This is a genomic window from Picosynechococcus sp. PCC 7117 (genome assembly GCF_001693275.1).
Lineage (GTDB): Bacteria > Cyanobacteriota > Cyanobacteriia > Cyanobacteriales > MRBY01 > MRBY01.
Genome location: NZ_CP016481.1, coordinates 19,036 through 41,976 on the forward strand (window position 1 = coordinate 19,036; position 22,941 = coordinate 41,976).

Annotated in this window: 18 protein-coding genes; 17 read left to right on the forward strand and 1 reads right to left on the reverse strand. The window is 42.0% G+C overall.

The features are described 5' to 3' along the window. Positions 1 to 233 precede the first annotated feature (233 nt). The 15 genes from AWQ22_RS15010 (at position 234) to AWQ22_RS15070 (ending at position 21,077) form a co-directional block, all read left to right on the forward strand. Positions 234 to 1,169, forward strand: a complete 936-nt coding sequence (locus tag AWQ22_RS15010; RefSeq protein ID WP_065711816.1) for a phage tail tape measure protein — start codon at positions 234 to 236, stop codon at positions 1,167 to 1,169. Beyond that, on the forward strand, positions 1,135 to 1,650 hold the full coding sequence (locus tag AWQ22_RS15015; RefSeq protein ID WP_065711817.1) for a TolC family protein: 516 nt from the start codon (positions 1,135 to 1,137) through the stop codon (positions 1,648 to 1,650). Before AWQ22_RS15010 ends, AWQ22_RS15015 begins: the two co-directional genes overlap by 35 nt. Before the next feature lie 356 nt (positions 1,651 to 2,006). Beyond that, the gene (locus AWQ22_RS16840) at positions 2,007 to 2,408 is read left to right on the forward strand and encodes a hypothetical protein (protein WP_157094660.1); all 402 of its coding nucleotides are present in this window, start codon (positions 2,007 to 2,009) and stop codon (positions 2,406 to 2,408) included. A 60-nt stretch (positions 2,409 to 2,468) separates the two neighbouring features. Continuing rightward, positions 2,469 to 2,756, forward strand: coding sequence for a hypothetical protein (locus AWQ22_RS16845; RefSeq protein WP_157094661.1), 288 nt, complete (start codon positions 2,469 to 2,471; stop codon positions 2,754 to 2,756). 77 nt (positions 2,757 to 2,833) lie between these two features. After that, complete coding sequence (locus AWQ22_RS15025) at positions 2,834 to 3,700, forward strand: DNA/RNA non-specific endonuclease (RefSeq protein ID WP_232321575.1); 867 nt, start codon at positions 2,834 to 2,836, stop codon at positions 3,698 to 3,700. Between the two features lie 727 nt (positions 3,701 to 4,427). Further along, positions 4,428 to 7,763 (forward strand): helicase-related protein, encoded by a 3,336-nt coding sequence (locus tag AWQ22_RS15030; protein ID WP_084449058.1) that lies wholly within the window; start codon positions 4,428 to 4,430, stop codon positions 7,761 to 7,763. Between the two features lie 3 nt (positions 7,764 to 7,766). Then, positions 7,767 to 9,749, forward strand: a complete 1,983-nt coding sequence (locus AWQ22_RS15035) for an ATP-dependent endonuclease (protein WP_232321576.1) — start codon at positions 7,767 to 7,769, stop codon at positions 9,747 to 9,749. 19 nt (positions 9,750 to 9,768) lie between these two features. Further along, the gene (locus AWQ22_RS17410) at positions 9,769 to 9,897 is read left to right on the forward strand and encodes a DUF1156 domain-containing protein (RefSeq protein WP_071925409.1); all 129 of its coding nucleotides are present in this window, start codon (positions 9,769 to 9,771) and stop codon (positions 9,895 to 9,897) included. Beyond that, positions 9,885 to 12,770 carry a DUF1156 domain-containing protein gene (locus AWQ22_RS15040; RefSeq protein WP_065711821.1) on the forward strand — a complete coding sequence of 962 codons (2,886 nt, stop codon included), beginning with the start codon at positions 9,885 to 9,887 and terminating at the stop codon, positions 12,768 to 12,770. Before AWQ22_RS17410 ends, AWQ22_RS15040 begins: the two co-directional genes overlap by 13 nt. A 45-nt stretch (positions 12,771 to 12,815) precedes the next feature. Continuing rightward, entirely contained in the window at positions 12,816 to 13,157 is a 342-nt protein-coding gene (locus AWQ22_RS15045) for a nucleotidyltransferase domain-containing protein (protein WP_065711822.1), read from the forward strand. A gap of 101 nt (positions 13,158 to 13,258) precedes the next feature. Next, complete coding sequence (locus AWQ22_RS15050) at positions 13,259 to 16,228, forward strand: ATP-binding protein (protein WP_065711823.1); 2,970 nt, start codon at positions 13,259 to 13,261, stop codon at positions 16,226 to 16,228. Positions 16,229 to 16,276: 48 nt separating this feature from the next. Beyond that, a complete protein-coding gene (locus AWQ22_RS15055; protein ID WP_065711824.1) occupies positions 16,277 to 16,918 on the forward strand; it encodes an alpha-ketoglutarate-dependent dioxygenase AlkB in 642 nt (213 codons plus the stop codon). Between the two features lie 5 nt (positions 16,919 to 16,923). Continuing rightward, positions 16,924 to 17,817, forward strand: a complete 894-nt coding sequence (locus tag AWQ22_RS15060; RefSeq protein WP_065711825.1) for a hypothetical protein — start codon at positions 16,924 to 16,926, stop codon at positions 17,815 to 17,817. A 29-nt stretch (positions 17,818 to 17,846) separates the two neighbouring features. Beyond that, positions 17,847 to 18,887 (forward strand): hypothetical protein, encoded by a 1,041-nt coding sequence (locus AWQ22_RS15065; RefSeq protein WP_065711826.1) that lies wholly within the window; start codon positions 17,847 to 17,849, stop codon positions 18,885 to 18,887. 78 nt (positions 18,888 to 18,965) lie between these two features. Next, positions 18,966 to 21,077, forward strand: coding sequence for a hypothetical protein (locus AWQ22_RS15070; RefSeq protein WP_065711827.1), 2,112 nt, complete (start codon positions 18,966 to 18,968; stop codon positions 21,075 to 21,077). A gap of 195 nt (positions 21,078 to 21,272) precedes the next feature. Here AWQ22_RS15070 and AWQ22_RS16450 read toward each other — a convergent pair whose 3' ends face one another. Continuing rightward, complete coding sequence (locus tag AWQ22_RS16450) at positions 21,273 to 21,488, reverse strand: helix-turn-helix domain-containing protein (RefSeq protein ID WP_071925410.1); 216 nt, start codon at positions 21,486 to 21,488, stop codon at positions 21,273 to 21,275. A gap of 545 nt (positions 21,489 to 22,033) precedes the next feature. Between AWQ22_RS16450 and AWQ22_RS15075 the strand changes: the two genes are divergently transcribed. Together AWQ22_RS15075 and AWQ22_RS15080 are read left to right on the forward strand one after the other, a co-directional pair. After that, the gene (locus AWQ22_RS15075) at positions 22,034 to 22,465 is read left to right on the forward strand and encodes a putative toxin-antitoxin system toxin component, PIN family (protein ID WP_065711828.1); all 432 of its coding nucleotides are present in this window, start codon (positions 22,034 to 22,036) and stop codon (positions 22,463 to 22,465) included. A 2-nt stretch (positions 22,466 to 22,467) separates the two neighbouring features. After that, entirely contained in the window at positions 22,468 to 22,791 is a 324-nt protein-coding gene (locus AWQ22_RS15080) for a toxin-antitoxin system HicB family antitoxin (protein ID WP_065711829.1), read from the forward strand. Positions 22,792 to 22,941 lie beyond the last annotated feature (150 nt).

The window sequence follows — 22,941 nt, forward strand, 5'->3', positions numbered from 1 at the left end:
CCTGACTTTATCAGAATAGTATTGCGAGCCAGACTTCCAATAATTAACAGTAATCACCGCTTGGGTATTTTTACCCTGAAAAAACTTGAAGGTACTTTCTCTTATGGGAATCTCAATTAATTGCTTTTTTGACGATTTTTTAGCTTGAAACAACGAGGATATGTTGTCGATCTAGCGAAACTTTGAATTTTTCGAGGTTCCCTTAAAGAAATTTTTGTCTTACACCAAAAACAATGCTAAATTTTGCCATACAAAAACTCAAACCCAGTGAACCCGTCCGCTATCTGTTTTCGGTGATAGTGATTCTTATGAGTTTTGGTGCCTTTTTGTTGCCCCTCGGTTCCATCGCCCAACAGGAAGAAAGGGAAGTTGAACCCGTAGAAGAAGTCAGCAATAGCCCCAGTCGTTATACTTTCAAGGTTAAACTCACTGAACTGGACGATCTCAAGGTCAAAGAAGGGAACACCGTGAAAATTAACCAGGTCATTGCCGATCGCCCCCAGGAGCGAGATCGCCTTTTGATGGAAAAACAAAGATTAGAATTGGCGATCGCCCGCCTCGAAACCCTTAAAGTCACACCACCTTTGGCCCCCCGTGCTGTTCCCATGACCCCGGAACTGCCTCCAGTGAGCTACGAAATCCACAAAGCCAATATCGCCCAGGCCACCACCAAATTAGAATTAGCCAAATTGGCGATCGCCGACCAGAAATCCCTCATTGAAGAAATTGCCCAGCTCAATGAGCCACTGCTAGTCACCCACGAGAAAGCCAAACTCGAAACCCTTAAGATTGACCAACAGACCGCCGAATTAGAACTCAACAAGGTGATCGCCGCCCTCAAGGATGCCCAGGCCCAGCGGCAGCACCAAGAATATCTCTCCTCCCTGGCGATCACCGAACGCATCGAAAGAGCCAATGCCAACGCCCTTGCCTACCAGCAGCAATTACAGGAGTTCGAGAACCAACAGCGCAGCCGTGCCTATCAACTCAGTGACCTCAATACCAAACTCGCCGATGTGGAAAGTCGCCTTGCCCAAGTCTCTACCATCCGTAGCCCTTACCCTGGTACTGTGCGCCGCATTAGGTGGCTGGAGCAGAGTGAAGGCACAATCAACGCCGAAATCACCCTACGACTTGGCGACCCTGACCCAATGCCAGATCGAGAATGACCCCGATTTACAACTCATTACCCAGGCTAAAAATGTTGAAGCATCTCGTTTAGAGAACCTTGAAGCCTCTGCTGACTACCAACGCGATCGCCGCTGGACAACTTGGTTAAATCCTAATCCCATCGGTATTCTGCAAAATCTTTTTGGGGGTGGCGATCGCCAACGGGCCGAGTTACAAATCCGCACTACCGAAGCCCAGGCCGATGCCAGTCGCTTCAATCTAGTCGAAGCCGATATCAGAACTGAGATGAGAAGACAGGCGATCGCCGACCAAATCCAAGCCGACCTTGATCAACTGGCCCAACTTGAAACCGAACTCACCGCCGAGCAAAAACGCCTTCAACTTTTTGAAATCTACTTCCAGCGGGGTCAGGGCAGCCCTGCCGAATATCTCAACTTTCAAAATCGTTTGGCCCAGCTAACCGCAGAAAAAGAGAAATTAACCATGACGATTAACGACATCTGCGAAGATAAACAGTAGAACAAAAACACTGACAGACTTCCTTGGGTATCCAACAGCCCAAGGATTTTTCATTTTTTCCCTAGTCCTTAAAATATCGTGCGCAAAGCGCGGTTTATAAACGCATCGCTCTACGCCGCGAAGGGCACGTGCCCCCAAGGGGGCTTTATATTGGCAAACTTGCATATTCCCGAAAGGTTCACTGCCTCGCCACAGGTTATTGAGGCCACACAGGTTTTCTATTTTCCCCGCCAAATACCCGCTACAAAGCCTATACCGAGCTGCGGCGCTGATATTGATTTCGGTCTGGCCTAATGCGCGACTTCCAGAGGCACCGTTACTGGTAATTTGGCGAGCTTACTTTCCGCGCGGCCAGGGTGCATTTTCCTCGCGCACTCCGGGCTTTCCGCTGGTCGTTACTGAATTGCCACAGGTTACTGAGCGGGGCAGAAAAACCCTTGCGGTGTGGCCGCGTTGTTGTTTTTTTGGGGGTTTTGCCCGTGTTTTTGCTCTGTTGGTTTCTCGTTTCTGTCTTGTTTCTCGTTGTCTTTGGACCTCGGCGAGCTCAGTCGAGCCGTCGTTCCGGTTCTGCTGGCTCGGCTCCGGTTCCCCCAGCGGTGTCTCGTCCTGCTGCTGCTCCTGCTTGTTCCTTGGCGGTGCGTGCTGCTGTCGTTCCGTCGTCCTGCTGCTTGCTGCTTTCCCGGTCTGGTCGTCCTCTCTCCGGTGGTGCTCTTGCTGCCCGGGTCGGTCGGCTCCGTCGCTCTGGTGTTCTTGTCTAGTTTTTTCCTGGGGGTTCGCCCCCTTTTCTTTTTCGTCCTTTCGTTGCTGAGGTTTTTGCCGTGATTCGTCGTTCTTTTTCTGTCGGTCGTTCTGGTTCCCGTGCTCTGGTTCCGTTCCGCCGTGTTTCTGGCCTTGCCTTGTCCTGCGGCTGTGTCGGTTGGTCGGTGCGCGGCTCGCTCCGGGCTTTCTCTGGCTCGGTGGTCTGGGCTGAGTTCGCTTCCCCTGGTGCTGCGGCTCGGTTCGGGTTCCGGGCTTCCCGCTTGGTGGGTGTTCCGGTCTGGGTGCGTCCCGGGGTCTGCTCTGTCTCTGGGCTGGTCTGGGTCGTTTCGGTTCCTGTTTCTCGCTAGTTGTTCTGCTGGGGGCTTCGCCCCCTTTTTTTTGGCAGTCTCCCTAGATAATGGAGAGAGTCAATATTACAGCATCCATGAGAGACATCAAGTGGGCGATCGCCTTAGCCAAATCAATCATCAAGCATCCCATCCGAGCTATCCCTTTATTGATTGGCATCGGCCTAGTCTTTTTTGGCGCACAAAATTACGAACCCCCCACGGAACCCAATGAGGCGCAAAACTCTACTCCAACTCAATCCCAACCGACAGACTCCCAGGGTGCAGCTCCCCCCCAAGCGGCGATTGCCAGCAATAACCCTTGCCCCATCCATCTCCCCAATGGTTTACCCACCGGAACCCCAGCCACTAATGATTTAATTGTGCGGGGTATTTATTGCCTCAGCTCCAACGACGATACTAAGTTCGCTGATTGGGTCGCCTTCCGTTTAGACCAAGCCACTATTACAGGCAGTTCAGAGCAAGACCGGGAGTGGGAAGCTGATCCGGCGATCGCCCGCGACCAGACTTTAGAACCCGAAGACTTCCGGGGAGCTTATAAATGGGGCAACTATGACCGAGGCCACCTAGCTCCTCTCGCTTCATTTCGAGGCAAGAACTGGCAACAAGTGAACTATCTCAGCAATATCGTCCCCCAGAAAGCTAGCCTGAACCGGGGCGCTTGGAAAGAACTCGAAGAATATGAACGAGATCTCGTCAAGCAATACGGTGAGGTTTATGTGATTGTGGGAACCGCCTACGACAACCAACCCCTCAGCCTGATCAATGCTGACGAACCGAACGATATTCCTGATTACTTCTGGCGTATCATCCAATACAACGGCAAGACTGAAGTCTATCTCTTTCCCCAGGACACTCCATTCGGCACGGACTTTCGCCTGGGTAAAACCACTGTCTATGAAGTAGAGCAGTGGAGTGGCCTGAATTTTGGTTTACAAAAATGATGGTGATAGGCGATCTCGAAGAAATCCGCTTTGCGATGCGCCTATTCGTCATCTCCAATGAGAAAAAAGCATTGATGAAGTGAATAATCGCATATAAAATTTTAGGCGGTGAAGCGTGCTTTAAAGCGTATTATCGTAAGCTTACTAAAATCCCTGAAAGCATTGCTGTATATAGGTTTCACTGTAAATAGCTACAAGTTATTGTAAGCTTAAGTCATTTTTTGTCTACTTTTAAATTCATTTTATCGCTGGAGATCATTGCTCTGTAAGGGTTTGAAGGAAGGCGATCGCCGTTGTGTTTCTCCAAAAAAATAGTCACCCATGGAAAACCGACCAAAGTTTTCGGGTGACAACTCTATTTTATGCCTATGGTAGATATTTGGCGATGCTACACAGCAGTAAAAAAGCTCACAAAACTCATATTCGAGAGAATTTGCCAGAAAATGTTACATTTTCGTGATTCTAGTTGTAGGTGATGGTTGTTTCTTCTTAGCATGGGAAAAATCACTGGAAACCGACCACCTATGCCAGCATTAATAAAGTACTCTGTTAGATTTCAGTATCCTTGCTTTCAATTTCTTGATTTCAGCTAATTCTTCCCTTCAGTAATTGTTGGAAATCAGGCTTAGAGTATTGTATTGCAAGGATTACGAGTGTGTTAAAGCCAAATGTTCTGATCAAAAGTTCTTTGTACCCAGAAGTAGTCAGGGTCATTAGTTCTAGTCCGATGGGGTCTTCTCTGAAGGTACAAGCTGTTGGCTTAGAGACGAATCGTTTTTATGACCAGATTTTAAATGCGGCACAGATTGAACAATTGGCTTTTATTAAGCAAGCAGAGAGCTTTGATGCAGATCCGCGTCGTTTTCGTTTAGCTGTTGATGCCCTCCGCTGGGGATTGGCGTATGAATATGATCCCTATTTTTCGCTGGCGATCGCCCGTGTTGATCCGCTTCCTCACCAGTTAGAAGCGGTCTATGACTATTTTTTGAAGTCTGGCAGAATTCGGTTTCTATTGGCTGATGACCCTGGTGCGGGAAAAACGATCATGGCGGGTCTGCTACTCAAGGAATTGAAGATTAGAGGTCTAGCCCAAAGGGTTCTCATCGTTGCTCCTGCCAACTTAACATTCCAGTGGCAGCGAGAGATGAAGGATAAGTTTAGGGAAGATTTTGAAGTTCTTAGGGGCGATACCTTGAGGGCAAACTATGGTCAAAATCCATGGCAAGAAAAAAATCAAGTTGTGACTTCTGTATCTTGGGTTTCAAGGATTGAAGATGCACGAGAAAGTTTGCTTAGGGCTAATTGGGATTTAATTATTGTCGATGAAGCCCATAAAATGAGTGCTTATAGTGAAAAGAAAAAGACTTTAGCGTACAAGCTTGGGGAAGAATTATCTAAATTAACTGACCATTACTTATTGATGACAGCGACTCCCCATAAGGGAGATCCAGATAATTTTTGTTTATTTTTGGAGTTATTAGATAAGGATGTTTATGGAGATGTAAAAAGTCTGCATAAAGCAATGGAAGATAATGCTGCGCCATTTTATCTCCGTCGAACAAAAGAATCCCTTGTGACTTTTCCCGATCCTGAAACTGGTCAGGTAACTAAATTATTTACAAAGCGGGAAGTAAAAACGATTGATTTCACAATTGATGATGAAGAAGCAGATTTTTACCATGAACTAACTCGGTATGTAGAAGACCAGTCGATTAAGGCTTCTCAAGATGATTCTGTTCGAGGTCGAGCGTTAGGCTTCACAATGGCGATGTTGCAGAGGCGTTTTGCTTCAAGTATGTTTGCTGTACGACGTAGCCTAGAGCGGATGAAAGATAGACGTGAAAAGATTTTGGAAGATCCAGAGGCTTATCGTCAACAAAAAATTAATAGTAAATTACCTGATGATTTTGATGATTTAACAGAGCAAGAACAGCAAAATATCCTGACTAATTTGGAGAATGTTGTTGCTTCTATTGACCCACAAGATTTACGTGATGAAATTGTGGAATTGACTAAGCTGATTAGAATGGCTTTGGAGCTTGAAACGGGTGAAGTAGAGTCTAAGTTAGTCAAGCTTAAGGAGGTTATCAATAAATACAGGTTATTTGATGATCCAAAAATGCGGCTACTGATTTTCACCGAGCATAAGGATACATTAGATTACTTGGTTCTAAAGCTTAGGGATTGGGGCTTATCAGTCACGCAAATTCATGGGGGCATGAAGATCGGCGATCGCAATACTCCCAATACCCGAATTTTTGCGGAACGAGAATTTCGGGAGTCCTGTCAAGTGCTGATTGCGACGGAAGCGGCAGGGGAGGGTATTAATCTCCAGTTCTGCTGGCTAATGGTTAATTATGATATTCCATGGAATCCAGTCAGATTAGAGCAAAGGATGGGGCGGATTCATCGCTATGGTCAAGAAAAAGATTGCCTAATTCTCAATTTTGTGTCAACAAATACTCGTGAAGGTCGTGTTCTCAGTAAGTTATTTGAACGGATCAGCGCAATTGAATCTGATTTAGATCCAGAACAAACAGGTAAAGTTTTCAACGTTTTAGGTGATTTATTCCCATCCAATCATTTGGAACGAATGGTGCGGGATATGTATTCTCGAAATTTAACTGAGGATGTGATCAAGGCTCGAATTGTTGAGCAGGTTGATTTACAGCATTTTCAGGAAATCACGAATTCTACCCTCGAAGGCTTAGCTAAGCGGGAACTGGATTTATCGAAGCTACTGGATAAAACTGTTGATGCAAAGGAGAAAAAGCTAACGCCGGAGAGTATTGAAGATTTTTTTGTGGATGCAGCGACGGAAGCGAGTTTGACTCCGAAGCTGGTGCGTAAACATAGCCACGAATACCGAGTTGGGCGTTTACCTAGAACTCTGATGCAAATTGGCGATCGCCTCGAAAGAGATTATGGCAAGCTCGGTAGAGAGTACAAAAATATTGTTTTTGATAAAAATCTGCTGAAAGAAGATGCAACTTTGGAATGGGTGACACCGGGGCATCCATTATTTGAAGCGGTCAGGTTCTCGGTATTAGAGAGTACCCAAGCGGATTTGAAACGAGGAGCAATCTTTTATGACCTCAATCGTCATGAGCCTTCTTGTCTTGATGTATTCGTGGCAGAAGTCCGGGATGGACGCAGTAATGTACTCCATAAAAAATTATTTGTGGTGGAGACCCGTCTTTCTGGTGAGATGTCAGTAAGGCAGCCAGAGGTTTTCCTTGATTTGGCGATCGCCCCTCTAGAGACCACCCCACCGGATGCTAGTTGTTTGCCGTCGTTGGCATCGGTGGAGACCCATCTCTATGAGGAAGCTTTGGAGCCATTTTTAAATGAGGTTCAAGAAGAGCGTCGGCATACCATCGAGAAGATTCAGGCTCACATGAAAATTAGTCTGAATACCATTATTGATAAGGTTCAATGTCAGTTTATTGAATTGATGGATCAGAAAGCCTCTGGGTCGGAGGAGCAAGGTTTAGATGGTCGGATTAAGCAATTTGAGGATCGTCTGGATGATCTCAATGACCGTCTGGAAACTCGCACGGAACAACTCAATCAGGAGATTAATTGTGTGATCGGCGGGATTCATCATTATGGTCGGGCATGGGTCTTACCTCACCCAGAGCGGGATTCCCCCACCATGGCGATGATGGTTAGTGATGCTGAAATCGAACGGATTGCGGTAGAAGCTGTGATCGCCCATGAGGAAGCCCAAGGTTATCAAGTAGAGAGTGTGGAGTCCCAGAATCGAGGGTTCGACTTAATCTCTCGCAAACCGCACCCCGAAGACCCCTATACTGCTACTGATGTGCGTTTTATTGAGGTCAAAGGTCGGGCAGGTGTGGGGGCTGTGGCCTTAAGTCGGAATGAGTACCGCACGGCAAAACGATTAAAGCGGGATTATTGGTTATATGTGGTTTTCAACTGTGCAACCCAACCGGAAGTTTATCCGATTCGTGATCCGCGTACTCTGGGTTGGGAAGCGATCATGAGTGTTGAACACTACCAAGTCAACTCTGATTTGATTATGGAAGCAAAGGGAGAATAAATTGTGATCAAGATTAGCAAAATTCAGATTAAAAATTTTAAGTCTTTTCAGGATGTGACTGTAAATCTTGATCCAGATTTTAATGTTTTTACTGGGGTTAACAATGCGGGAAAAACAAATCTACTTGAGGCGATCGCCCTTTGGCATGAGTGTTTTAATGTTTTGATTTATCAAGCTAGTCGTTCTGCTTCTGGTAAATGGCAAGCGGGAGATTATGTTTTTAAAAATAATCAATACATACTCTATACGGATATTAAAACAGTCCGTAGTTCTAGTATTAATGACTTATTTTTTCAATGTGACACAACTCAAAAAATAGAGCTAATTTTAGCCTTTGAATTTAAGCAAGATAATTCAGAAGTACGCCATACATTTTCTATTGGTTTCTCTATTGCCAATTCCCACGGAAACAGCTATAAGCTAGAGTTTTTAAACCGCCAAAACTTTGATTTTGTCCAGTTTAATCAAATATTTCGTAACTTCCCTAAAGTGATCGCCTGTTCTTTTGCTTCTCCTGTTGCTGCGATTAGAGCTGATGAAAGATTTTTGACCACTCCCCAAGTGCGTGAGTCGATTCAAAAACGAGAGTCAGTGGAAGTTATCCGTAATCGTCTTTATACGCTTCATAGTGATCAGGCTGACCCTCAACTATATGAAAGATTTAAGCGTGATCTGTCCTATATTCTTTTTGATAGTTCCAGCACGGAAATCAACTTCTTCACTTCGAGCAATTTCCGAAATGATATTAAGGTAATTATTAATTACAAAATTGATAATCGCGATGTGGAAAAAGATATTTCCTTATTGGGCAGTGGGACATTACAGATTATTGTAATTCTATTAAATTTATATTCACCTGGGGAACAGAATGATCTAAATTTAACGCTTTTTGATGAACCAGATAGCCATATTCACCGTGATATTCAAAAACGACTAATCAACACACTCTTAAGGTTTTCTGAGACGACCCAAATTTTCTTGACAACTCATAATGAAAGTTTGATTCGGCAAGTGCCATTACATCAGTTATTTCATCTGGAAAATAGACCCCAGTATGAATATAATCCTTTATCTCAACAGGAACTTTTTGTCGACTCCCACTTTAAAGGTATTTATCCTTCAGCTTTAAATCCTGTGATTAGTTCTTTGGGCAATAGTAACGGCTTGGATTTTGTTAATGCGATTGAAGCGGATAAGATTATTTTTGTTGAAGGTCAGGATGATGCTAAGGCAATTTACACTCTCCTGCAAAAGAATACGATTGGTGTAAATACAAAAAAATATTCTTTCTGGGTGTTGGGTGGAGTCACTAGCCTTTTTAAGGATTTACCAAGTTATAAAAAAATCTTTAAATTAATTAAAAACCAACAAACCCTCTGGCAAAAATCCGCGTTAATTTTCGATAGGGATTTCCTGAGTGATGACCACAAAAATCAAATCCTAAATAATCTCAATAATAGGTTTGAGCTACCAACTTATATTCCTAACTCTTATACGTTTGAATCTACTTTGCTGACAGATTTTGATAAGTTTGGTAAGTTGCTATCTTTGTGGTTGAGTGATCAACAGGTTTCAATAGACTCAATTTCTCTCACTCAAGCTTTACAGCAAGCATATCTTAATCACATGACTCCTAAGCTACAGCAATTTTTCAATGATGATGGGGCGATAGAACAAGTGGTTTATCGATGTGCCAATGCTGTGCGAGATAAACTTAAGAGTGATGAGATGTTAGGGAGAAATGATAAATCAATCCCAGAAAATAATGTTCAGTTATCGACTGTTTATCGTAACTATTTTAATCGCATCTTGACGACACAAGAGTTTTATAAATACGCTAAGAAAGATGATGTTCAAGCAATTATTAATCAAGTAATTAGCGCTCAAAATATACAGTTCGATATTGAGCAAGATTTTATTGCACTACTTAGTCTTGTGGATCGCTCTACTTGGTTTGATGAGTGGAATTTTTTAACTCATCTTTAACTATTAAAAATCTCTAACGATGCCGACCTACCCAAAACGCCTCATTGAAGTTGACCTGCCGATCAAGAAAATTTCTGCCCATGCGCGGCGGGAAAAATCGATTCGTCATGGTCATATTTCTACGCTCCATATTTGGTGGGCGCGGTGACCTGTGCGGCGTTATGGATTGACCCGGTTGATCCTCTCTGTCCTGATGAGTTTCGGGAGCGGGCTGCGGCACTTATCACTGCTTTTGCGAAGAAGGCGGCAACGGATAAGGATCTGGCGAATGGTTGTTCTACGGAGACTTGGGAAAAGTGGCAGGTCTTAGCGAAGCCGGAAAATGCTTTGGATATGGCGAAACCGGAGCATCGGAATGTTTTGCGTTATCGGCTACTGGATTTTATTGCGGATTTTGCGAACTGGGACAATAGCACTCAGCCAGATTATCTGGAAACGAGTCGGGCTTTAACGGTGGCTGCCCATGAGGCTTTGGGCGGTGTACCGGGAACTCGTCCGCTGGTGGTTGATCCCTTTGCTGGTGGTGGGGCGATCCCGTTGGAGGCTCTCAGGGTTGGGGCGGATGCCTTTGCGTCGGATCTGAATCCGGTGGCGGTTCTCCTCAATAAGGTGGTGTTGGAATATATCCCGAAGTATGGGCAAACTCTGGCGGATGAGGTGCGGAAGTGGGGGCAGTGGATTAAGGAAGAGGCGGAAAAGGAGTTAGGGGAGTTTTACCCGCAGGATGAGGACGGTTCGACTCCCATTGCCTATCTTTGGGCGAGGACGATTATTTCTGAGGCTCCGGATGATGGGTCGGGGATTCCGGTAGAAGTGCCGTTAATGCGATCGCTCTGGTTAGGGAAAAAGCCAAAAAGATTAAGAGCATTGCGGTGGGTACGAGATAATCAAGGGCAGGTACTAACGGAAACGGTGGAGATTACTTACGCGGATGGGATAACGCGGACGGTGCGGCGACCTTTATTAGAGATTTTTGAACCGCAGAAGGCGAAGGAAGTGGAAGATGGCACGGTAACAAGGGGTTCGGCGACTTGTCCGGTGACGGGCTTTACTACTCCAGTGGCTTCGGTGAGATCCCAGCTTAAACCGAGGAAAGGTGGGGCGGATGATGCGCGGTTGTTTTGTGTGGTGACAACGAAAGCGAGTGAGAAAGGTCGGTTTTATCGGTTGCCAAATGAGCAGGATTTAGCTGCTATTAAACGGGCAAAGGTGGAGTTGGAAAAGCGAAAAAAAGAACATCAAGGAGAGTTAAGTTTAGTTCCTGAAGAGCCTTTACCACCGCAAGGAGCGTTAGGCTTTCGTGTTCAACTTTATGGCATGGAAGAATGGGGTGATTTATTCACTTTCCGGCAATCTTTAGCGTTAACAACTTTGGTGAGATTGGTGCAAGAAGTTGGGGAAAAGTTAGCTAGTGAAGATGATCAAGGTTTGGCGATCGCTGTTCAAAGTTGTTTAAGTTTAGCAATTGATAGACAAGCCAATACTTTAACCGCTTTATCTAGGTGGCATACTGGACGTGAAAATATTGAAGGTTTATTTGCTAGGCAAGCTATTCCGATGGTTTGGGATATTGCTGAAGCTAACTCCTTTTCTGGATCAACTGGTGGTTTAGATGGTGCAATCAATTGGGTTTTAGATGTATGTCAGGCTAATTTAATACTTGATATTGTTGCTCAAACTCAAAAAATTAATGCTGCTTCCCATTCCTTGCCAGATGATTTTGCTCAAGCATTTATTTCTGACCCTCCCTACTATGATGCTGTTCCTTATGCAGATTTGTCAGACTTTTTTTATGTTTGGCTAAAAAGAACTTTAAACAAAACCTTAACTGCCAATTTTCAGACATTGCTAACCCCCAAAGATGATGAATGTATTGTTGATGAAGTTAAAGGTAAAGATAAAGCCTATTTTGAAAAAACAATGGGTCAAGCAATGGCAGAAGGTTATCGTTACCTGTCCCCGACTGGTATTGGCGTAATTGTTTTTGCCCATAAGTCTACATCCGGTTGGGAAGCCCAATTAAATGCCATGATCGAAGCGGGTTGGACAATCACCGGATCCTGGCCGATTGACACGGAAATGGGTTCCCGTTTACGAGCAATGAACTCTGCTGCTTTAGCCTCATCGGTTCATCTGGTTTGTCGTCCCCGCATCAGTAACGAAATCGGCGATTGGCGAGAAATCCTCGGCGAACTCCCCCAACGAATCCATGAATGGATGCCCCGTTTAGCCAGTGAAGGAGTCGTCGGAGCCGATGCCATCTTTGCCTGTTTGGGGCCAGCCCTCGAAATCTATTCCCGCTATGCCAGCGTCGAACGAGCCAACGGCGAAGAAGTCACCCTCAGAGAATACCTAGAATATGTGTGGGCGACCGTTTCCAAAGAAGCCCTCAGCATGATTTTCGACAATGCCACTGCCACCGACCTCGAAGAAGATGCCCGCCTAACCGCCATGTGGCTCTGGACACTCACCACCGACCCCACCACCGAAACCGAAACCGATGACGACGGCAAAGTGATCAAATCTTCCGGCTACACCCTCGAATATGATGCCGCTCGGAAAATTGCCCAGGGCTTAGGCGCATACCTCGAAAAACTCACCAGTCTGGTTCAAATCAGTGGTAGTAATGCCACCCTACTGCCTGTTTCCAACCGAGCTACTTATCTCTTTGGCAAAGAAGGCATCCAAGACCCACTCCCCAGACGATCCAGATCTAGGAGTAAACAACTCAGCCTCGATTTTGGCGAAGTGATCGAACAAGTCACAGAACAACAGGGAACCACAGAAATTACCGTTACCCAAGTCGGCAAGACCGTTCTCGACCGCATCCACCAATCCATGCTGCTCTTTGCCGCCGGACGTAGCGAAGCCCTCAAACGATTTATCGTTGATGACGGCATTGGACAAGACCAAAAATTCTGGACATTAGCCCAGTCATTATCAGCCCTCTATCCCACTGGCACAGACGAAAAACGCTGGGTAGATGGCGTACTCGCAAAGAAAAAAGGCTTAGGTTTTTAATGTCTCCGCAACATTCCAAGACGCAACACAACCCCCAATAAAACCATGAATCCAACCCTCACCGCCCCTAATCCGAACCTCTCCCACATCCTCCAACAACTCCGCGACCACTTCCAAAAAAACTACCAGGACAACCTCGCCAAAGTCATTCTCTTCGGTTCCCAAGCCCGTGGCGATGCTGCCCCTGATTCCGATATTGATATTTTGGTACTGCTCAAAAATCAATTTGATGCTTATCAAGAAAACAAAAAAAATAGCCAATTCATTGCCGATCTCTGTCTTCAATATGACACCGTAATCAGTTGCTTTCTGATGAACCTCGACACCTGGCAAAATACCAATAATGCCTTTACCCGTAACGTGCGCCAGGAAGGGGTGAGCCTGTGAGGAAAAAACAAAATCTGATTCTCATCCTCGAAAATCTTTAACAAATCACTTAAACACAAAACTTTTAACTCCTCTTCACCGTTCTAAAAAAATCTCGGATTATGGCAACCCTCAAACCTTGGTACAGAATCGATGGCTTAGTTCCCAGAGCAGATCTCCGGGAAGGGAAACCCCTAGATGCCTCTGAGTTTGCCGTTCATCTAGATGACGTCAGAAGAGGTACTGCCCCAGCAGACTATATCCAAGGCGATCGCTTTTTTGATCGCACCTATCTCACCAAATATCTGACCGAACTCTCTGCCCAAGTACTGCGTCGCCTCGCCGGAGAAACTACAGGCACCAACGCCATTTTTAATCTTTCTACTCAGTTTGGCGGCGGCAAAACTCACTCCCTCGCGACCCTCTATCACCTGGCCAATAACGGTTCCAGAGCTAATAAATGGACTGGGGTAAACAAAATCTTGCAAGCCGCTGGTTTAAATACTGTTCCCGCAGCCAACGTTGCCGTTTTTGTTGGTACAGAGTTCGACTCTACCACCGGGCGCGGCGGCGATGACGGTACACCCAAACGTAGAACCCCATGGGGGGAAATCGCCTATCAACTTGGCGGCGAAGCGGCATTAAAAATCTTGGCAGAACACGAAGCCGACTTTATCGAACCCAAAGGCGATGTTATTCGGGCTCTGCTGCCCAAAGATAAACCAAATCTGATTTTGATGGATGAGATTATCAACTATGTCTCTACCTACCGTAAAAAAGGTTATAACAACCAGCTCTACAATTTTGTCCAATCCCTCTCCGAAGTTGCCCGAGGCTCAGATAATCTTGTTCTAGTCGTTTCTATTCCCGCTTCAGAACTGGAATACACTCCCCCAGACGAAGCCGACGAGCAACGCTACAAGAAAATGTTGGATCGTCTCGGTAAGGCAATCATGATTTCTGCCGAGTCCGAAACCTCCGAAATTATCCGTCGTCGGCTCTTTGAATGGAATCCTGATGCTCTCACTGCCGATGGCCGCATCATGTTACCCAAGGATGCGATCAATACTTGCCATGATTACGCCGATTGGATGTTGAACCACCGTCAACAAATTCCCAGTTGGTTTCCGGTCGATAACGCTAAAGAAGCCTTCAAAGCTACCTATCCTTTCCATCCCAGTGTTTTTTCTGTATTTGAACGGAAATGGCAAGCTCTACCACGTTTCCAGAGAACGAGAGGAATTTTACGGTTACTCGCTGCCTGGGTTTCCAAAGCTTATCAAGAAGGTTATCAGGGCAATCATCGTGATCCGTTAATTGGTCTAGGGACAGCTCCTCTCGATGACCCATTATTCCGTGCTGCTGCCTTTGATCAACTCGGCACAGATAAACTTGAAGGCGCGGTTACCACTGATATTTGCGGTAAAAACGATGCCCATGCCCTTCGGCTAGACCATGAAGCCGATGCTAGTATCAAAAAAGCTCGTCTTCACCGTAAAGTTGCCACCACCATTTTCTTTGAATCCAATGGCGGGCAATCCAATGCTGAAGCGACAACCCCAGAAATTCGCTTAGCCGTTGCCGAACCTGCTCTAGACATTGCCAATGTCGAGACTGTCCTCGAAGCGTTGCGCAGTGAGTGCTATTACCTCACCGTGAACCAAACCCGCTATCGGTTCAACATTTACCCAAATCTCAATAAACTCCTTGCAGATCGTCGCGCCAATATTTCCGGCGATCGCATTCATCAACGATTACAGGAAGAAATCAGAAAAGTTTTCCCCGCTGGACAAGGCTTACAAATTATTCCTTTTCCTACCACTCCCAGTAATCTACCCAACCAAGCTGCTTTGACCCTGGCAGTTTTAGACATTGACTATACCTATCAAGACCTAGACCATACCCGAAAATTCATTGAAACCCTGGTTCGAGAAGCTGGTTTATCCGCCCGCACCTATAAAAGTGCTCTTTTATTTTCCTTGGCGGAGAACGACGATTCTCTCAGGGAAGAAGCCCGAAAATTACTGGCTTGGGAAGATATCCGCGATGAACAAACTAAGTTAGACGAAGAGCAACATAAACAACTCAGCATCAATCTCCAAAAATCCCAAAGAGATCTACGGGAAGCCGTTTGGCGATCCTATAAACGTTTAGCCCTCCTAGATCGCAATAACGAAATTAAAATCTTAGACTTGGGTCTGATTACCTCCAGTGCCGCCGATTCCCTCGTCAAATTCATTCTGAACCGTTTGCGCAGCGAAGATATTGTTACAGATGCAGTCAGCCCTAACTTCCTCGTCCGTAATTGGTCAATTGCCTTCTCGGAGTGGAGTACCAAATCCATCCATGATGCTTTCTTTGCTTCTCCCATATTTCCCCGTTTACTTTCCAGTGATGCCGTGAAACAGGCGATCGCCCGTGGCATCAAAGAAGGAAAATTCGCTTACTGTGGTAGGTCTGGCAATGACCAATATGAACCCTTTATTTTTCAGGATAATATTTCCCCACTAGATATCGAAATTTCCGATGATGTGGTGTTGATCAAAGCCGAAAAAGCAGCACTATACCAGCAAAAAATCACCAAACCCCCGGTTCTGGAGCAATTAGTGCTCAATCAGCGAGATATCCAGCTTAAGCCTGGTGAAACAGTCCTCCTTAAAGTGGAAGGTCGTGATCAATATGGCGGGACAGTGCAACTTGATGACATCCATTGGGAAGCGGAAGGAGCCGTTATTAAAAATAATGGTGTCTTGGTTGCAGGAGAAAAACCGGGCTCCTATACAGTTGTCGCCGAGGTGAATAATATTCAAACTTCAACGACATTAAATATTCTATCTAGTGATGCTCCGGTAATTCCCCCTCCTCCTCCACCCCCAATAACTGACCACTTAAAGTGGCAGGGAAGCTTAAACCCTCAAAAATGGTCTCAGTTTTACCTCAAAATTTTGAGTAAGTTCGCCACCAATGAAAAAATTCAGATGGATATCAGCATCAATCTATCTTTGGCGGGTGATATCTCAGAACAAACTACTAATGAAATCAAGAATGCCCTACAAGAACTCGGATTAAATTCTGATTTTTCAGATGAATAGGATAAAGTCTTAAAAATTCATTCAATACATAAACCTAGAGATAAAAAAATGAATGGTCAGCAGCTTAATATTTGGAATAATTTAGACCCAATAAAATCATCAGATTCTAATCCAGAGAAAATTATTAGCTCTGATGGGGAAGTTTTATATTATCAAAATTTTTTTAAACTTCAGGAAAGTAACGCTTTTTTAGATCAGCTTTTAAATAATACTAACTGGAAGCAAGAATATATTAAAATTTTTGGCAAACAACAGGCTATTCCACGCTTGACTGCTTGGTATGGCGATGAAGGGAAAGACTATAAATATTCTGGAATCTTACAGCATCCAGAGCCTTGGAGTGATGTGTTAAAAATTATTAAATTAAAAGTTGAGTCAGTTGTAGCAAATACCTTTAATAGTGTGCTACTGAATTTATACCGAAATGGTAGCGATGGAGTGGCTTGGCATAGCGATGATGAACCTGAGTTAGGTTTAAATCCTGTTATTGCATCAGTGAGTTTTGGAGGAATTAGAAAGTTTTCTTTAAAACATAAAAGTAATCCCAAAAATAAAATTGACTTAGAGCTCCAGCATGGAAGTCTTTTGATAATGGGAGGAAACACGCAGCATAACTGGATTCACCAAGTTGCCAAGACGAAGAAAAAAGTTTCCCCAAGAGTTAACCTTACTTTCAGAACAATATACTAATTACTATGTATCCAAACATTTATGATGAAATTTTAGAAGCAATTAGATATTCACCGCGCTTCTTTGATAATTGTCAAACAGAAAAATTTGAAGAATATTTATCCTCTCTTCAAGATAATCTTATAAATCTCAGAAAGAGTTATAAGAAAGACTGGGTTCAGGCCGATTATCGAGATATAAAAACTCAAGCCGCATATTTACTAGCTTACTATCCACAATATGCTGAGATTTGCTCAGATATTTTTTGCCAAATCGAACAAGAATTTAACTTTAACGCAGATTTTAAAATTTCTTTTTTAGGCTCTGGTCCATGTCCAGAGATAATCGGCTTTCTGTACTTTTTAAGTCAGCATTCAGAGAATAACCATAATCTTGAAACAAATGTATTTGACCTAGAAACTTCTCACTGGCAGAGTGCAAGAGAAATTACAGAATACTTAGTCGGGCGCTACAATCAAGAGCATTACATTAACATCCATCCGCATACTATTGACTTGTGTGAGCCTCGATCCCCTGATAAATTTTCTCGAATTTTTAAAGAAAGCAATATTATTGTCTTCCAAAATTGTCTTAATGAGCTTTGGCAGCAGAACATAGTACAAGATAATTTAGATAGTATTTTAGATCTTGCACCCAGTCAAAGTTTATTTTTCATAATCGATCGTAGGTATGTTTCATTATTGCAAATTTCTAACTTTTTACAGAATAAAACTAATAATCATCAGAATTTTGTAATAGTTCGAGAATATCAAGAATTCGGTTATGAAAATCTACAAAAGACGAGTTTTAGGGTAAATATTCCTGAAATTTTAGTTAGTAATTTATTTGACAATAATGTAGACGGTCTTTTTTTAAGAAAATGGAAAAAGTATTGCTCTATAATTTTGAGAAAAAATTAAATTTTCTGATAGGTAAAGTCTAAATAATTATGGATATTGATAACCAGTTGAATTTTCAAGTCTATGCTCATAATGAGCTTTTACAGTCAGGATATTATAGAGAGCATAGATCAAAAATAGACTGGATTTTCAGACAGTTTATTCTTAGCGGTAATACAACCAAAATAAAATCAACAGTTAGCCTTGAATATCCTTGGTTTAGGACTGAATTACGGGGATGCAAGTATTATTTATGGTGGATAACTGGAAAATATATTATTAACGAATCTGAAGCTTTAGATTCGTCAAGCGCTAAATTTGTCAAAAAATTTTATTGTAGAATTGTTAGGCATCATGACCACTTAGCAGAATTAGATCCTGGAAAAAGCTCTGATTACCAATTTCAAAAACTAGCCGAACTAGATCCTTGTTTTGATGAACAGAACGATGTTATCAACGAAATTAAGTTTGATGCTTTTCGTCAACATCAATATAAGTTAGATGCTATTAAAGGCGATCCAGGTAGTGGAAAAACAGTAGCATTAGAGTGTGCAGCATCTCAGCTAGCATTCATTTGTGAAAAAAATATCAGCCAAATTTTATATATTACTTATACTGAAGGCTTAAAAAATAAAGCTAATCTCTTTTTTCAAAAAAGTGACGTATCAGAAAAAGTAAAAGCATATACTTTTAACGAATTTATTGGATATTATAACCAAGTCAATAGGTATAGTTTAAAAAAATTTGAAGAAGCTTTAAAAAGATATTCAAATAGTCCTTTGGGTAGACAAGAGCTTAAAAAAAGAAAGTTTGGAAACTGGAAGCTAGAAATATTATGGATAGAAATTCGTGCTTATATCTATGGACTTTGTTTACCATTCTCATGGATGCGAGGCGATATTGAAGTACCCGGAAGAAATGAACCTTTCCTGGATTTTGAGTCTTATTCTAAAATCCGTCAAGAAACAAGTATTGATTACTATGATTTAGAAATAGCTCATAAAATTGCATCTTACTTATTTCGAGAAAAAGAGTTTTCAAGAGTATTTCCTGATTTATTTAAAGCTAGAGAAAATTTAAATAAAATTTAAACAGATAAATTTGAACCATTATGTAAGTCTGCTGAGATTATTATTGTTGATGAAGTTCAAGACTTAACAATATTACAAATGGCATTAATTTTAGAATATGGCAAATTGATTCGGAATAAAGATAATCCATTTACATTTAGATTTATTTTAGCTGGGGATGAATCACAAACTATTTGCCCTAGTGGATTTCATTGGGATTATACTCAAAACCTTTTTACAAGTAGACTAGGGGAGAGTATAGATACTCCCCCTAAAAGGCCATTCGTCAATAATTATAGAAACCCAGTTAATATTGCCAATTTATTAAATGAGACTTGCGATTTATATAGTAAATATGTTTTGAATAAAAAATTAAGACCTAGCATTTCTCCGTCACAATCCAATGCCGATGAAAGTTTAGACTATGGGAAAGTTATACTTTGGGATATTTCAGATTTTAGGCTTGATTTAAATCAGCTTTTCATTTTCTTAGAAAAGAATTATCCTTCTGACTGTGCAGTTATCGACTTAAATTATAATAATACTCATAAAAGTAAAATTGTTTATTCTGAGCTGGAAATTAAGGGTTTAGAAAGAAAGACTATATTCATCTTAAATATAACTAACTCTCTTAAAAGATTAAAAAAGTCTAAAGGTCAGAATAGCCCAATTTATGGCATCAGGAATAGAAAAATAATTGATAGCCTAAGGGTTGCCATTAGTCGTTCAAGTAATTTACTTATCTTAGTTGACTGTGAACCTAATCTTATTACTCAAGAATTTCGAGAGATTACACCTGAAAAATTATCTTTGAATGAAATTGAATCAATTTTAGAAAAACAAGTTGACGGACGAAATTTCTTAGAAGAAATAACATTATTGATACACAGAATTGACGAGGCTCTTAATGCAGATGATTTGGAAAGAGCCGAGTTCTTTTTCGATAAAATTAAAATATATAAAGACTTAGATTTTGAAGGCTTTAGAGATTTAATTCTTTTGAAGGAAAAAGCTATTTTCAATTTGAATAAATCTTTAATTGAGCAGAGTGTTCGTGGAAATGATTTCGAGCAGGCTGATTTTTATTTAGATCATTTCAAAAAGAGAAATATTGATTCTAGCTTAGATTTTATCAGTAATCACAATCAAATGATGTTAGAATTAGATTATAAAGTTCAGCATCAAAAAATATCTTATTCTATCTCTCAATTCTCTTCAGAAAAGTTAGAAAACACAACTAGATCTCATATAGAAAATACTCAACAAGAAATTTTAAGCCTGAGAGAAAAACATTCTAAAGATGAATATTATGATCAAGACAGTATATTCAATCTAACAACTAAGACCGTATGGTTGGAATTATTAAAACTAATCTCAAGTAAGCAATTCGGCGATGAAAATTCTTATAGTAGTTATATTGATAAATCAGAATTCTTGGATTACGATCCAGAATTTGTTAAGGTTTTGCGCCAAAGTAATTTCAATACTCTTGAAGAACTATCTAAAAAATTATGGAAAATAACAGAAAAGTATCGCTCTAATAATCTTCTCAATGAAGATTTAAATGATGTTAGAAAATATATAAAAATTTTAAAAATCATAAGAGACATTAGATCTCAACATCAAAACATATGGGATTTTATTATTGATGGCTATGAATCCTTTTACCCTCTTGATAACTGCCATTTAAAATTTACAAACTTTCTCCATTATATAAATGAGCATTTTACAGAGAAGTTTGAAAATGATAATAATTTACAAGATAAACTAGAGCCTTTGAAATCACTTTCAATCCATATTTGGTTGGATAATATTCGGGATGTATTCAACAACATCTCAATTGATAATGAATTTTTTGATGTTTTCTTAAATCAAGATAATTTAAAAATATTAAGAGAGATCAATCTTAAATATCCTGATCATGCGATTAAAATCGATGAAAAAATTTTTGAAAAATTTAAGGACAATTTATCTTTAAGAGATCTTGTCAATATTTTTAGAATTAATGAATCTCAAAATCTTAACATGGAAACAGAAGCACCAGAGGCCATTCAGAATGCTTTACTATCTTTGGATAGGCTTGATAAGATAGCACAAGATTTTAGTCAATTAAGCCTTGATGAAATCTTGAGTTTTCAATCTGAACTTGACCATACCGTTTTCGAAATAAAGAAAACTATTGAAAATCTTATTAATAAAAGAATGTTTTAAAATACTGATTTTGTTCACAGAAATTCTCGGCTAATCGCCTCCCTATCCTCTCAATATCTTATGAACATCCCAGAACTTGGAACCCTTAAAGAAGTCCACTTACGGGATGCTTGGCATCATGAAGCCCATAGTTTTACCCCCTGGTTGGCCGAGCATTGGGTTCGGCCCAACAAAGGTACATAACGCGACATAGGCTCAGGATTTATCTTGGATACGCATGATGGTCTGCCGGCTAGTATTGAATTGCCGTGCGATAGCTGAGACTGTTTCACCCTTATTGAGTTGCTGATGTACAATCTTCTGCTGCTCCGAAGATGGCCTTTGTTTAGCAATAGACCCGTTTTGGTCGCTAAGGCTGTATCCTTTTCGAGGCCAGGGATACAGGAGCCAATTTTTGAGAAATTGGTTCAATTGTCCCAGAATTCATTGAAGCTATTGACGGCTAATTGAGTATATCGAACTGTGTGCTGGATATTCCGATGTCCTAAGTAATGCTGAATTGCTCTGATATCCGGGGCTTGAGTAGTAACGGAACAAAAACCTGCGCTAAGGCTATATCCATTTCAAATTAGGGGATGTAGCCATTAAACTTAGCCGTATTAAGGGTACTGTGCACATTTGTGCGGATAAGGGATCGCGCAAGAATGCTGGAAACCCAGTCAGCCTAAGGGGCCATGCCGAGATGGACCAGAGGGCGTATTTCGACAGAAACCTACGGTTATAGAAAAAATGTTGCCTGAAAGCCTTATATGGAGAATGTTTTGAAGATCGACCTTTTTAGGACATTTTAACTAAAGAATAAGGGTTTTAGCGATCGCTTATTATCTCCCTAACCCCGACGTTCCTGGCGAGCTAAAGCCTGCCCAACAAGATCTGGATTTCCATGAAGCTGATCGAGGAAGTTGGTGATCGTCAGATCTAATTAATGACACTAAATCCAGTGCTATAGTAGTGCCATGACAGAGCAAGCCCGATTACACCTCGTTATCGACACTAATATTGTTTTAGAAGGCTTAACCAAACAGGGAAGTGCCTCAGGGCTGATCATTGAAGCTTGGTTAGCCGGATTATTCATCGTTCATATTTCCACAGCGGTCGCCTATGAATACCAAGACGTTTTAAGCCGCAAACTATCCCCGACCCGTTGGCAAACCCTCAAGCCTATTCTTAGGAAACTATTGACCCTCACCGAATTTACTGAAATTTACTTCCGATGGCGACCCAGTTCCCCCGACCCCGGTGATGACCTGATCATTGACTGTGCTATGAATGCCAATGCGGTGATCGTCACCTCAAACCTCAAAGATTTCCAACGGGCAAAACAGTCCCTAGGCTTACCTGTCCTGTCCCCCGTCGAACTCATTCTGAAACTCACAGGAGATGAATAATAATGAGTCGTTTAACTCTACGCCTACCCGAAACCCTCCACCAACAGCTTAGTTACCAAGCCTCCCAAGAGGGGGTATCCCTAAATCAATACATTGTCTATGCCCTAACCCGGCAAGTTTCCCAAAATTACATCGTTGAACCTATTTCCCCTAAGATGATTGAACAACAAAATGCCTTATTCCAAGAACTGTTAGAGGATTTAGGTCAGGCTACTCCCCAAGAAGTGCAGTTAGCTCTCGACTCAAGGGAAACCGTAGAACCAGAAAGCGAATTAAATTCAGAGACCATCACCAAACTCCGCCAGAAAATAGGCAGCAAAGCCTAGATTTTTTGAATTTATGGTTTACAAAAATGGATTGGCGATCGCCCCTATATCCACTTAATCAAGTAATCACTTGTTTTTTTATTCACGTGTTCAAGTGGGAAAATCGCGCTAAAATTTACGTAACCACTTAAATACGTAATCACGTAACTA